Genomic DNA, 13,413 nt, shown 5'->3' on the forward strand with positions numbered 1-13,413 from the left:
TTCTTAATTAAAAGGCTGCAAACTGATTTTTAAATCTTGCAGGAATTTTTGAGCTCTAAGTCACTTCCGACTTGGCTCCTCAAATTCGTCAGCACCAAGCTTGGATCTTTCAAAGATGCGGAAGTAAAGATTCTAGAATAGTTCTCCTTTGCTACTTCTTGAAAACGTTTCGAGTCTTTAGGACAACCGAAAAGAGATGCCAAGTTACTGAGTTTTTCTCCCTGCCCTTTCGCAATTTCCTGCTCTAAGCTTTCGTAATTCATATGAACAAAAATTTCTTGAGCTTTTTCGGTCTGAACGATTCCATCTTTCGTACAACCTGACGTTCCGGAACTAATTCCGAAGGTCTGATTGTATAGAGTCCCGTTGGTCGTTGTCGCAAAAATTTGCTCGATTCCATTTCCGGTAATGATGATCGAACCCAAACCGCAGCCGGCTTGACCGTAGCCTTTCGCCGAAAGATTCGCAATTCCGAAAGAGAATGCAAAACAAGAAATAAAGGATAAAATAATAAGTTTTCTCATGATCTTTTATTCTCCGAATTTATAGTAAAGCGCAGCTTTTTGAGAGGCTTTCGTTTTTACGAACTTCAGATTTAACGGCTGAAAGTAGAAGTGCTGGAGTAGTATCCGAATTAATCAAAGAAGAATATTTGTCCTTCGCCATTTTACCGAATTGAGCCGAAGAAATATCCGAAGTACATCCTAATAGTTGAGCGAACGTATTTAATTTTTCACCTTTTCCTAATGCCATTTCTTGCTCGAGGCTTTCATAATTAACGGTTACGAACAACTCTTGGGCTTTCTCTTTCATTACAATTCCGTCGGAACTGCAATTTGAAGTTCCGGAAGTAATCCCGAATGTCTGAATACCAGTCGCATTCAAAGTCGCCGCAAAGATCTGGGAAATATCATTACTCTTAATGACCAGAGAGCCTAAGCCGCATCCTGCCATCCCATAGCCTTTCGCTTCCACTCTCGGCGATACAAATAACGCACCTGCCAAAGCAGTAACGGATAGAACTGCCAATAATCGGTTTTTCATTCTACTGTCTCCTAAGGAAAAATAGGGCTTCACCGTATTCAGGAAAAGTCGATAGTCAATGACTTTTTTCCGCTACTTGAGAGAGAGCTCAAAGCCGTAAGATCGAGCAGTAGTGGTGAAGCGATTTTTTTGTACTGTATCCAGTTTAGGATAGCTCAAACAGGAAATTTCTATCTTATTGCACAAAACCGGGACTATATTGGAAATAAGTTTACGACTAATCTTAATTCGAATTCATTCTAAAATCTTCCATTTAGAATATGTTTTTCATATTCTAAATGAATCGGTATAAAATGATATACTAAATCCTTTAGAGTAACCATTGATATTTATCAGTTCGCCTAACGTGATTTATTAAGGAGACGATCGGCTTTATTTTTAAATAGAGTTTAAAAAACGTCAATCCCGCCTTTCGAAATGACGATCGTTAATAGAATTATAAAAATTGAATTTAACATAATTCGGTTCGCTCTTCGAGCCTTTCCTATAAACTCAATTCCCTTTTTCATCTTCGAAAAGATGGGTTCAGTCGGGTTTCATTTCATCTACAATCCGATATTACATGAATAAGTTCTTGCGATTATTTTCCAAATTACCCCTCGTCGACACGTTTATACTCGAAAATAAACCTTTCTAAAAGTCGAATTTCAATCGATGGATGTTTCCCGAACGGATACCGAGCAAAAAATTTTAGATTACATCACGAACTGCTTCAAATGTTCTCGAGCAGACCGAGGTTTATTCTAGTTGACATACCCATTTCAAGAGATCACATGTTCTCTTTAATTAAAATATAGGAGAGGTTAGTTTATGGACAAAAGACTAATTTCGATCGGCTTAGGTGCATTCCTGCTGCTCGGATCCGGTGCAAATAGCATCTTCGCGAACGGCTATGGAAGCGCAGGATGCGGACTTGGTTCGGTTATTTTTAGCAAGAATACGACCGTTCTTCAGGTATTAGCTGCGACGACGAACGGAACATCCGCGAACCAAACGTTCGGAATTTCCACCGGCTCGCTCAATTGCACGACGGATGGAATCGTAAAGAATGAAAAGGCTCAGGAAATTTTCATCGCTCAAAACTTTGAATCGTTAGAGCGGGAAATGTCCAGCGGAAGTGGGGAAAAACTGAATACCCTTTCGCATCTACTCGGTTGCAGTCCGGAGAGCGCTAACCAACTCGGTTTGTTGGCAAAAACAAACTATGCAAAGCTCTTCGTAAAAGAGACTACTCCATCGACCCTTCTTTCCGCAGTAAAAGACGGTATTCGAGAAGACGAAACTCTATCCCGTAGTTGCAAGATTTAATGGAAAACAACATGAAGAAATTCTTATTAACATTATTAGTTGTCACTCTAGCGATTTTACCGACTTATATCGCGGCAAAAGACGGATACGGAGCCGCAGGTTGTGGACTCGGATCGGTAGTAATCACGGAGAATAAAAAAGTCCATCAAGTAATCGCAGCTACCGTGAACGGTACTTTAGGAAATCAAACTTTCGGAATCTCCACAGGTACCTTGAATTGTAAGACGGATAGTCTTGCCCAGAAGCAGAAAGCGCAGGAAATCTTCGTTCATATGAACTACCGCTATCTGGAGCAGGAATTTGCTCAGGGAAGCGGAGAAAGAGTCGGTGCATTGGCTTCTTTGATGGGATGCCGGGATTCTGCGGCATTCAGCAAAATCGGGAAAGAGAAGTTTGCCGTACTTTTTAACCAAGATACGCCGGACTCTTTCCTGCAGAAAATAAGACAGGAAGTCTCTTCCAATCAACAGTTGACTACTACCTGCCGACTTTGATAAAAAACCCCTTCCGATCTTACGGAAGGGGTTTCATTCTATTCGATACGCCTGCATCAATTATCAAAAGATCGCATGGACGCACTAATTTCGTAGGGTGTGTCATGGATTTCCGCCACCGATTTCATTCATCCTTGACCCTTCCAAGAAATTACGAAGTGCACTCTCTGTGCTTAAACTTTTTATAAATAATCCCGGGAGCGAAAAAGGCCCCCTGTTATATAGTTCGAGCGATAGGAAAAGAACTTCCCCTTCTTTCGCATAAAATATTTTATCCATGTCCTTACATCGAAGCGAATAAAAACCGGGATTCAATCGAACTTTTATAAAATCTGAAGAATCCAAACTCCAGCTAGCGATCAGTGACTTCTTATCGGACGTGAAGGATCCGTTGTAGCGAAATAATTCCACTCGAAAGGACCAAAGAGACAGCGCCATTTGGGTAGGACGCAAGACATAGAGTAAAGCTTGCGTGTCGGTCGTCTTTTCCAAGGACTGAAATTTGGCGGAGGTTGCGCAAGAAGCGAGTAAACCGATAAGCCAAATCGTAAACAGAGAAGCGCGTAATTTCTTCAAAAATCTTGTAGCCCCTAGTGGCATTCGGGTAAAATTGACCCCACATACCGAGGATTTCTAATGAAAATTGAGTTCACACCGGAGCAATTCGAGACTTTGCTTAAATCCATCGCCATTTCAAGCTGGATGATCAACGCCTTTAACGAAGGCAGCGAAGAAACGACGGCTTATTCGGAACTCGAACAATACATCCTGTCATTTGCAAAGGATTTTGGAAAGCAGGAATTCGTCGACTATGATGCCGCGGATAACGTCTATTATCCGACTCGAAAATTCGAGGATCAAACGGACATCTTCGATATCATCTCCGAATACGATAACGAACTCTTTTGGGACGAGTTGATTCATAGAATGGCTCGTAGGGACTTTGCTATCGAATACGGCGAAGACGGAATTGCAGCTATGGCGATCGAAGAAAGGATCGAGAAAGAAGCTCCGTTTATCACGAAGTACGAGGAGATCTTCGCAAATCAAGGTTTGGATAATATTGAGATTAAGTGAAGCGGAGACCTTTGTGTTTTCCTTCACACCGGTAGGCGGGTAGCGTAATGTCAAACATGGATAATGTCGAACCTACCGGTGTCATCACGATAGACAGACTCGGACGGAACCTGCGAGGCTTCGGAAAACTAGGCGGAAAATCTATCGAAATCCCCTACTCTCTCGTAGGGGACGTCTATCGTGTTTTTAAATTCGGAAAACGTAAATTTTTTTATAAATGGCAGGCAGATTCTTTAGAAAAACGTGATGTAATTCCGAAATGCTCCCACTTCGGTCAATGCGGAGGTTGCTCGGGACAACATTTGGAATATGCAATACAGTTCGAATTGAAATTCGGACCGATTCGACACGCGTTGCTGGAGTGCGGAATCGAAAATTTTTCCGTTCAACCCGCGGTCGAGCAATACCATTATAGAAACAGAATGGATTTTGCGGTCTTCCCGGATAAAATCGTGGGACTCAGGATGGCCGGGAATTTCCGAAAAATAATTCCTTTAGATAATTGCGCGATACAATCGGATTGGGCCAACGAGGAATTCGGCCGCATAAAAATACTCTTATCCGAATTTCCCGGTATCGAATACGATAGGAAGAAGGAGATAGGATTTCTAAAATACGTTACTCTCCGTAAATCCGTGTTCACCGACGATTCCATGACTATCTTCACATTTACGGAAGATTTTAAAGAGAATTCTTTATTAGAAAAAGTTGCTGAAGCTACGAAACGGATTTCAGTCGGTAAAAATTTAGTCTTTTGCTTTAATCGAAAGAAAGGTGAAATCTCCGCATCCGGGGAAAGCCTTGTCCTCCGAGGAAGAGACAGCTTGGTCGAAGCCGTATTGGGCCGCTCCTTCTTGATCCCGTTCGACGGTTTCTTTCAACCTAACCCTAAAGAATTTTTGCATATTCTAGATTTTGTGAAGCAAAGGCTAACTCCAAAGAAAACGCTTATCGATTTATTTTGCGGCAGCGGTTTCTTTTCGCTTTTATTCGGTAAGGAATTTCCAAGCCTGTTAGGAATCGATGTAGTTCCGTCCTCGGTTTCGGCCGGACTATCCGTACTGCAAAACGAATTTCCCGATAAGAAATTGGAAATGTTGTCCGTCGACTTATTCAATAAAAAAGGTTTGGAAAAATTGGAAGCGACCGGCCTTCTTCATTCCGACGCGGTGCTGATCGCAGATCCGCCAAGGAGCGGCTTATCTCCCGAACTTTGCGGCCTTCTAAACCGAAGCCGAGTCGGTCAATTTTTCTACGTTTCCTGCAATCCTGAAAAACTTCTGGCGGATCTCCGAATTTTATCGGAATCCTACGAAATCGAAGATTTACTCGTGTGCGACCCCTTTCCGCATACTCCTCATTTGGAAGCAGTTGCGCTTTTAATTCCCAAAAATAGCTGAAGGATACCGCTGATTCGTTCGATACAGTACCCAAAGAGACAAATTCCCAGGGTTCCGAACGATGAAATTTCGCGTCTTATATACACTCCTACTTATCTCGCTGGCAATCGGTTGTAACACCGTCGTGATTAAGCCGTGGAATCCTCCTCATCAGATGAAGTCGGTGGATAAGATCAGAGTGCTTTTAGGAAAAACCGATTCCGATCTGCTTATAAAAGCGGACGGGACCATTTCGGTATTCGATGTAAACGATCTTTTAATTAAACGCGCGTATGATATTGTTTCTATCGATGCCCGAAAAATTAAGGCTCCGATCCGTTTCGTCTCCGATACACCCGGAATCGAATATAAAGGGAAACGATATAGAGGGGAAATTCTTCTTCAGCCTGATAGATCGGGTATTTCGCTTATTATCAACACGCTTTCCTTGGAGGAATATTTGTACGCCGTAGTTCCTTCGGAAGTCCCCGCCACTTGGCCTTCGGAAGCATTGAAGGCGCAAGCGATCTGTTCAAGAACTTATGCAGTTCGTGAAATGTTGAATAAGAAAGATCTCCCCTACGATGTGGAAGCAACAGTGAGCTCTCAAGCGTACGCGGGCTTAGATAAAGAGAATCCAAAAACTACGAAGGCAGTCCGCGAAACCGAAGGGGTGTTGGCAGTTTTCGACGAGGATCCGATCCATACTTTTTTCCATTCGAATAGCGGAGGAAAAACGGAGACTCCGGATCAAGTTTGGGGCGGCAAAAGACTTCCTTATCTGGAATCCGTTTCTTCCCGTTTCGACGACTCAGGCGATAATTTCGTTTGGAAGGAAGTCCTCAATCACGATAAAATCGATCAAGCCTTAGCCTCGCTCGGAGTTGGCAGCGTAAATTCCGTCCAAATTTTATCCAGAACCCCATCAGGAAGAGTGGATTTGATGGAAATAATAGGTTCCAAAGGAACAAGTCGAATCAAAGGAAAAGAATTCCGTAGCCTAATCGGCTCTTCCGTAAAATCGCTTCGCTTCGGAATCAAACGTGAGCACGATGGCTTCTTAGTTAAAGGAATGGGCTCCGGACACGGAGTGGGTTTAAGCCAATGGGGAAGTTTCGGAATGGCAAAGCAAAACTATTCCTATACCGAAATTCTTCGCCATTACTATCAAGGGATCGATTTTGCCCGAATCACAAAATAGAATCGATCGTTCATAAGATAGTCTAATATTTTGATTAGGGTTCAAACTATTTTATCTTTCGACTATTGAGTTCTTTTCCTTGCATTCGCACACCGGGAACGAAAATAGTCGTATGCTCGGATCATCCGATCGACTAATTGTCCGCAACCTTAAGAAAGAATATAAAACGGGAAAATTAACGACACCCGTTCTGAACGGTATCGATATCGATCTCCCCACCGCCTTCATTACCTTGATGGGGCCTTCAGGTTCAGGAAAATCAACTTTTTTGAATATTCTTTCCGGAATCGATTCCGCAGACTCCGGAGAAGTATGGGTGAACGGATTCGATCTGACAAAATTATCCGAATCCGAACTTACCGAATACCGTCGAAACGATACCGGAATCATATTCCAATTTTTCCACCTCCTCCCCTATTTGGATGCGATAGAGAACGTCGCTCTACCCTTGTATATTATCGGGCTCGGACGAAAGGCCGCCCGTTCGATTGCAGAGGAGGCTTTAGACAGAGTCGGTCTTGCAAACAGAAGGACTCATAAACCGGACGAACTTTCCGGAGGAGAGCAACAAAGAGTCGCTATAGCGAGAGCTTTAAGTAAAAAACCTAGGATCGTTTTAGCGGACGAGCCGACAGGAAATTTGGATACTCTCCACGCAGAAAAAGTCCTAGAACTTTTGCTGGAACTCCAAGAGAAGGAAAAATTCTCGCTTATAATAGTCACCCACGATAGAGAAATCGGAGCGAAGGGTAAAATCCGCTTGAGAATGAAAGATGGACGAATCTATCAGGAGGAAGAAATCCTTCGGTGAGTCTATATTTACTCTTTCTATTTGAATATTTTAGAACTCATATTCCACGCGTAGTCTTTGCCTTGCTGGGAATCTCCTTAGGTGTGGGATTATTTTTATCTACTACCACCAATGCGGGAAAAGCGGAACGATCCCTAATCGATTTTTCATTGGGTTATTTTCGAGGAGATTATAAGCTCAAAGTCGGAGCCTCGCAACCCGGCCAGACGATTTCTTGGAATACAATATCAAATATTTATAATAACCCAAGGCTTCGTAAAATAACGAATATCCTACCAAGGAGCCAGCGCGAAGCGATCGCATCGGACAATCTCAGGATTCTTTATCTTGCTGTAGATCTAATTAAAGAGACGCCTGGAAAATCCTTGATCGGACAGAATGAAAGGACAAAGGAATTTTCTCCTGCAAATACGACGTTCGTCTCTCAAGCAGTTTGGGATCGCTATAAAGGAAAACCGTTCGACCTTTTGTTGGATGGAACTACTCGAGAAATTCGAGACTACCTGCCTGTTAAAACGGAAGGGGGATTTTTAGTTTTTCAGGATTTTTCTCTCGCCTCCACAAATATCGATATCGAAAAAGGTCCCGACTATCTACTCTTGCGTTGTCCTGAGGAGGACACCGCCGAAATTAAACGAATTCTAACGGAAGATCTGGGTGGAAATTTTCAGGTCGAAACATCCCGTGAAATTCGGGAAAAATCGGCAAATGCACTTCGATCATTTCAACTGAATCTTTTAGTGATCTCATTCATATCTCTTCTAATCGCTTTCTTTATGGTTTCAAACACCATGTCCGGCCTTTATTTGAGCCGCGAAAGAGAATTAGGAATCTTAAGAACTCTCGGGTTAGATCATCGAAAAGCCACTTTTTTATTTTTAAGTCAATCTTTGATTTTAGGCGTCTTAGGCAGCGTATTAGGGTTAGGTATCGGCACTTTCTTTTCCGGTTTGGATTTCTTTCGACCGGAATCCACTCTTGTAGATCGATCCTTTTTATCTACCTACGGCTCGATACCTGCCGCCGATTACGCCATTGCTTTACTAGTCGGAATTGCAGGGTCCGTTTTTTCAGCATTGATTCCTTCTTCTAGAGCGGGGAAAATAACTCCTCTCTCCATCTTAAGGGACGCGTCGAAAGGCAGCTCCACATTCGACAGCGGGAAATTCACCATAGCCGGAGGAGCGCTATTTATTCTTTCTTTAGGAATTGCGAATATACCATCGCCTTGGAAACTCCCGTTACCGGGTCTTTTAGGAATTGGCGGAATCGTAATCGGAATTACTCTCACATTCCCATTCTGCATTAAAACGATTACCGGCATAATGATTTCCTTATTGGAAAAGGGAGATTCTACGTTTCCTTTTCTAAAAATCGGTCTTGAGGAATTGAAGGAAAATCCGGGAAGGAATACTCTGACCGCGGCGACAGTTATGCTTTCGGTTTCCTTAGTTCTTTGCCTGACGATTTTAACCGACAGTTATAAACGGTCGTTAAACGATTGGGTGAACTCCGAATTTCCATCGGACATTACGGTTATCAACAACCGGTTTTTTTATTCCGGAATACACGGCGGAGTGCCGAGAAACCTTTTGGCAAAAATCGCAGATTTAAAGATCACAACTTATCTTGACGGTTTTTTGGTAAATACCCGCTTCGAAACTAATAGGGGAGTTTTTACCGTTCACGCTTACGATTTTAATGCATACGCTGCGAGAAGCGCCGGTCCGGAAAAAATAATTCGTGAAGAAACCGACATTCTCGTTTCTTCCAATATGGCATTCCTTCATAAATTGAAAGTAGGGGACGAGCTTATTTCCGGAACTCCCAACGGTCCGAAAAAGTTCGTCGTTCGAGGAATAAAGGAACATTTCTTTTCCGAGAGAGGAACCGTTATGATGGATATTCGTTCATACGAAAAAATATTCGGAATTCGTTCCTTGAATTCCATCAAACTTTTTCTGAAAGACGAATTTAAGACCGAAGAAGGAGCCAAGATCGCAAAGGAAGAATTAAGGAGATTGTTTGCATCCGATCCGGCTTTCTCCGATCTGGCTCTCTTAGATTCCTCCCAGCTCCGGGAGCTCTACTTGTACGAAGTGAACAAAGTGTTTAGAGTTTTGGATTCCTTAAAAATCACGGCTTTATTCATCACTCTCATCTCTCTCTTATCATCGTTGATGCATAATTTATTCGATAAACAGCGGCTTCTTGGTTTGCTAAAATACTTAGGCGCCTCCCATTCGCAATTAGCCGCGATTATTAGGTCCGAAGCTATTTTCTTGACCAGTTTCGGGGCGATTTTCGGAATTTTAGCCTCTTTAGTTATGGCTCCGATCATCCTGTATGTGATAAACCGAAACGCATTCGGTTGGACTTTAACATTCACGTTTCTCCCTTGGATGCCCATGACGATAATGATTGTGGCTCCGATTTTAGGTTGGTTGGCCTCTTTCTATCCTCTTCGAATTCTGAAACGTTCGAATTTTAAACTAAGCCCTGAATAGGTAAAAATTTCACCTCCTTTCTTATAACGATAAGAATGGAAAAAGAGTTAAATCTCTCTTGATTGAAAAATAGAGGGAATTAAGCTACCAAAACGATGGCAAGCCCGCTCGAAACCGCCCTTGAATTAGCCGAAGAAATAAGGAAGGTCAACACCCAAGAGGATAACCGAATTCCCTACTCCGATACTTTCCTCAAGGACATGATAGCTTTTTTTTCTAGGGAGACCGCTCAAATCAGACAAAGCTTGGATATATTGAGGGTAGCGAAATATATTTTCATCATTAAAGTCGTTCTTCCCGACATGGCCCATAATGCCAGAAATCAGGACCCTGGAGTGGATGCTTACATCTATGCTGATCCAAAAATCGTGAGTGACCTTAGATCTTATACTGAGAAAAAATTAGAGAAGGCTTACGAAGCGACTTATTATAAACGGAAGTCCCCGTTTCAGATCACCCGCGAATTGTTTCCGAAAATCAAAGAACATAATAACACTCCGTTAGGGCGATACGTAAACGTCGTCGTCATGCTGGAAGAATATCAGAGAGTTCTAACTGCATCCCCTAACGAATATGAGGATGCTCGTCGTCGAAACAATCTTGCCGCATTGCTGGAACAGTCGGGAACTCCTACTACCGTCGCAAGAGACATTCCCGAATATGAGATCGGTCCCTCCATCGGAAGTCACGGAACAAAACGAGCCGTGGATAAAATCGCTTCCGACGAAGTTCTTATCAACCCAAAAAGCCCTTGGTCCAGACTGACCTCAAAATTCTCCTCCGAGTTTTTAATTCGAATCCATCTTAGAAAATATGAATTCGATACGGTTAAAAAACTCATTTTAGGTGGAAAGATTGTGGAATACGACGAATTAAAATTCGTACGCGATACATTGCAGGTAATGGAAAGTCACGTTCATCTGGATCCTCTACTCAGCAACTTCATATCGGAAATGACGGAACTACGTAGATTAGCTCAAAAGAAAATGAACATTCTGAAAGGAATCACGAATTCGGGTTCGATAGGATCGGGTTAAATCAATCCGAAATATCTCGCAATCAGTACGATTAAAAGAATCAGAAGTATAAATATATATCTTCTCCGCGCCGTCTGACCGGTATTCATTCTGTCCTTAGGCCAATATAATAAAAATAGAAGAGTGTTCGCAGTCGCTACGATATAAATCGCGTCCTGTTTCAAATGCCAAGGACCGAATAAATAAGCTAGGATAGTCCCGAAAGTCGGGATGAATGCCAGAGGCGTTTTCCAAGTGAGAACGCGGGAATCCTCTTCGAAAACCGCAGCTTTTTTACCGGATTTTTTCTCCAATTCGGAAAGAAACTCGTCCATAGACTGCAAATTCAAAATCGGGATATACGTTCCTTGTTTTGTGATTAATAGAATTCGCTGATATCCTCTAAACGTATCCTTCTCTATTCCGTTCACCTCTCGCAAATCGAATTCCATACATTGACCTTGAGGATTCCATTGTTTGAGACTATTTCCGGATAATTCCACTTTAGAACCTTCTAAAGTTTTTAATTGTCTAGAATAATTCTTAACGAGTAAAAAAATCAACAGGCCGCCTAAAACCACAAACATCGTCAAAAAAGATTCCTGGCTCTCCGGAGAAACCTGGTGAAAATTTATCCCTAAAAAAAGAAGGAACACAAGGACCACCATTCCGGTCCGCTGTATCAATTTTTTACGAAAAGCGGGAACATCGTACGTGTAGTTTCCCATCGCTTACTCCAAATTTCCGAATTCCGATTTTTTAAAAATAGGATATACTCGAATTCCTTCGGCCTCGATCGCTTGTCTGCCGCCCTCTTCCCTATCTAAAATACAAATACAAGCCGCTACTTCCAAGCCGGAATCCCGAAGACTCTTAACCGCCTGCAAAGTCGAACCGCCGGTGGTTATCACATCGTCCACGACCACGCAGGATTTTACCGCATTCACGGCGCCTTCTACCAGGTTTTTTGTTCCATGATCCTTGGCTTGTTTTCTTACGATTAAAGGAAATACGTTTCTCGCCTGCCGTCTGAACTCCAGAGCGATTCCGTAGCAGATCGGATCCGCACCCATAGTTAGACCGCCGTACGCTTCCTGTTCCGAAAGCCCTGAACTCGGAATATGTCTTTCCACAATGTACCGGCAAAGCAGCTCCAATCTTTCGGGATGTAACGTGATTTCCTTGCAATTAAAGTAATGTCTAGACTTTCTTCCGCTTGCTAACGTAAAGGGTTCTTCCCTAAATCGATACGCGTGATTCTGTATGAGTCTAAATAATTCCTCTCTCACCTTTGTATCCTCCGTGGTGGTTTCTGGGCTGCTTTTCCATAATAAGAACGATCTCCGAACGAAAAACCGCTTTTTCTAAATTCGGAAAAAATCCGAAAAACGGAAACTTTTCCGCAACCTAACGAACAGCTTTCGCTCATATAAAACAAACCAAGACCGGATTACCGATATGGAACAAACGAAAAAAATTGCGCTTAAAACTACCATCTTTCTCATAGCCACTCCGATTATCGGGGTGTTTGGCACGGCGGCCCTCCTCTTAACGAGAGGAATACCGACCTATACTTGGCTTGCATTCTCCTTTATGCTGGTCGCAACGGGGCTTTCGATTACAGCTGGTTATCACCGTCTTTTCTCGCATAGAGCTTATAAAGCGGCTCTTCCAGTCCGTCTTTTCTATATTTTCTTCGGTGCTGCGGCATTTCAGCAATCCGTTATCGAATGGAGTTCCGATCACCGAATTCACCACAGATATGTGGATAAGGACGAAGATCCTTACTCGATCACCAAAGGTTTTTGGCACGCTCATATCCTATGGTTATTTAAGGATCGCAGCTACAGAGAACCGACCAATGTGACGGATCTTTGGGAAGATAAGTGGGTCAAATTCCAACACGATAATTATTATGCGGTTGCGATTTTCATGAATTTCATTCTCCCGATGCTGATCTGCGGACTTTGGGGAGACTGGCTAGGCGGACTGATCGTGGTTGGAACTCTTAGAGTCGCAATCAATCACCACTTCACGTTTTTTATCAACTCGTTGGCGCATTACAAGGGCGCTCAACCCTATTCGGATAAGCACACCGCTAAGGACAATTGGTTCATCGCTCTCTTTACTTTCGGAGAAGGATACCATAATTACCATCACGAATTCCAGGCAGATTATAGAAACGGAATCCGCTGGCACGATTATGATCCGACTAAATGGCTGATTAATATCTTTTCCTACTTGGGGCTTGCAAGCGATCTAAAGACTATTTCTGAAGAGCAGATTCTTCGTAAGAAAATGATAATGGATGAGAAGAGGCTTCGTAACAAACTAGAAGTTAAATCAGAATCTTTAACTCCTGGATTCGAAGAAAAATTGGAATCTCTTCGTCAGACCGTTCAGGAAAGACAACTTCGTTTACTCGCTCTCAAAACCGAGAAAGAGGAAGTCGATAAAAAGGCGGTAAAAGACGCTCAATCCGATTTCAAAGTCGCATTAAAGACTTGGAAGCGTTTCGTATCCGGAGATTTGGCTCCGGCTTAAGAATTCACTGTACCTGATCCCAGCTTTGCCCT

14 protein-coding genes are annotated in these 13,413 nt (G+C 42.7%); 9 read left to right on the forward strand and 5 right to left on the reverse strand.

The annotated features are described in order from the left end of the window. Positions 1 to 29: 29 nt before the first annotated feature. Entirely contained in the window at positions 30 to 524 is a 495-nt protein-coding gene (locus tag LEP1GSC050_RS06165; protein ID WP_010570374.1) for a DUF3015 domain-containing protein, read from the reverse strand. Positions 525 to 543: 19 nt separating this feature from the next. Then, positions 544 to 1,044, reverse strand: a complete 501-nt coding sequence (locus tag LEP1GSC050_RS06170) for a DUF3015 domain-containing protein (RefSeq protein ID WP_010570375.1) — start codon at positions 1,042 to 1,044, stop codon at positions 544 to 546. A gap of 810 nt (positions 1,045 to 1,854) precedes the next feature. On the opposite strand from LEP1GSC050_RS06170, the gene LEP1GSC050_RS06175 reads away from it, so the two are divergent. Both LEP1GSC050_RS06175 and LEP1GSC050_RS06180 read left to right on the forward strand, forming a co-directional pair. Beyond that, positions 1,855 to 2,352, forward strand: coding sequence for a DUF3015 domain-containing protein (locus LEP1GSC050_RS06175; protein ID WP_010570376.1), 498 nt, complete (start codon positions 1,855 to 1,857; stop codon positions 2,350 to 2,352). A gap of 11 nt (positions 2,353 to 2,363) precedes the next feature. Further along, on the forward strand, positions 2,364 to 2,846 hold the full coding sequence (locus LEP1GSC050_RS06180) for a DUF3015 family protein (RefSeq protein WP_020987556.1): 483 nt from the start codon (positions 2,364 to 2,366) through the stop codon (positions 2,844 to 2,846). 102 nt (positions 2,847 to 2,948) lie between these two features. Here the strand turns inward: LEP1GSC050_RS06180 and LEP1GSC050_RS06185 are convergent, their stop codons facing one another. Next, a complete protein-coding gene (locus tag LEP1GSC050_RS06185) occupies positions 2,949 to 3,422 on the reverse strand; it encodes a hypothetical protein (RefSeq protein ID WP_010570378.1) in 474 nt (157 codons plus the stop codon). Positions 3,423 to 3,482: 60 nt separating this feature from the next. Here LEP1GSC050_RS06185 and LEP1GSC050_RS06190 point away from each other — a divergent pair, with 60 nt between their 5' ends. The 6 genes from LEP1GSC050_RS06190 to LEP1GSC050_RS06215 all read left to right on the forward strand — a co-directional run bounded on the left by LEP1GSC050_RS06190 (position 3,483) and on the right by LEP1GSC050_RS06215 (position 10,858). After that, on the forward strand, positions 3,483 to 3,923 hold the full coding sequence (locus LEP1GSC050_RS06190; protein ID WP_010570379.1) for a hypothetical protein: 441 nt from the start codon (positions 3,483 to 3,485) through the stop codon (positions 3,921 to 3,923). 47 nt (positions 3,924 to 3,970) lie between these two features. Further along, on the forward strand, positions 3,971 to 5,323 hold the full coding sequence (locus LEP1GSC050_RS06195; RefSeq protein WP_020987417.1) for a class I SAM-dependent RNA methyltransferase: 1,353 nt from the start codon (positions 3,971 to 3,973) through the stop codon (positions 5,321 to 5,323). A gap of 61 nt (positions 5,324 to 5,384) precedes the next feature. Then, entirely contained in the window at positions 5,385 to 6,503 is a 1,119-nt protein-coding gene (locus LEP1GSC050_RS06200) for a SpoIID/LytB domain-containing protein (protein ID WP_010570381.1), read from the forward strand. Positions 6,504 to 6,615: 112 nt separating this feature from the next. Further along, positions 6,616 to 7,314: an ABC transporter ATP-binding protein gene (locus LEP1GSC050_RS06205; RefSeq protein ID WP_010570382.1), complete on the forward strand. Its 699-nt coding sequence runs from the start codon at positions 6,616 to 6,618 to the stop codon at positions 7,312 to 7,314. Continuing rightward, positions 7,311 to 9,821, forward strand: coding sequence for an FtsX-like permease family protein (locus LEP1GSC050_RS06210; RefSeq protein ID WP_010570383.1), 2,511 nt, complete (start codon positions 7,311 to 7,313; stop codon positions 9,819 to 9,821). Before LEP1GSC050_RS06205 ends, LEP1GSC050_RS06210 begins: the two co-directional genes overlap by 4 nt. Positions 9,822 to 9,916: 95 nt before the next feature. After that, complete coding sequence (locus LEP1GSC050_RS06215; protein WP_010570384.1) at positions 9,917 to 10,858, forward strand: hypothetical protein; 942 nt, start codon at positions 9,917 to 9,919, stop codon at positions 10,856 to 10,858. On the opposite strand, the gene LEP1GSC050_RS06220 is transcribed toward LEP1GSC050_RS06215, so the two are convergent. Both LEP1GSC050_RS06220 and pyrE read right to left on the reverse strand, forming a co-directional pair. After that, complete coding sequence (locus tag LEP1GSC050_RS06220; protein ID WP_010570385.1) at positions 10,855 to 11,565, reverse strand: hypothetical protein; 711 nt, start codon at positions 11,563 to 11,565, stop codon at positions 10,855 to 10,857. The genes LEP1GSC050_RS06215 and LEP1GSC050_RS06220 overlap by 4 nt on opposite strands. Before the next feature lie 3 nt (positions 11,566 to 11,568). Beyond that, complete coding sequence (gene pyrE / locus LEP1GSC050_RS06225; protein WP_010570386.1) at positions 11,569 to 12,126, reverse strand: orotate phosphoribosyltransferase; 558 nt, start codon at positions 12,124 to 12,126, stop codon at positions 11,569 to 11,571. A 169-nt stretch (positions 12,127 to 12,295) separates the two neighbouring features. Between pyrE and LEP1GSC050_RS06230 the strand changes: the two genes are divergently transcribed. Next, positions 12,296 to 13,381: an acyl-CoA desaturase gene (locus LEP1GSC050_RS06230; RefSeq protein WP_010570387.1), complete on the forward strand. Its 1,086-nt coding sequence runs from the start codon at positions 12,296 to 12,298 to the stop codon at positions 13,379 to 13,381. Positions 13,382 to 13,413: the final 32 nt, after the last annotated feature.

This window comes from Leptospira broomii serovar Hurstbridge str. 5399 (assembly GCF_000243715.2).
Lineage (GTDB): Bacteria > Spirochaetota > Leptospiria > Leptospirales > Leptospiraceae > Leptospira_B > Leptospira_B broomii.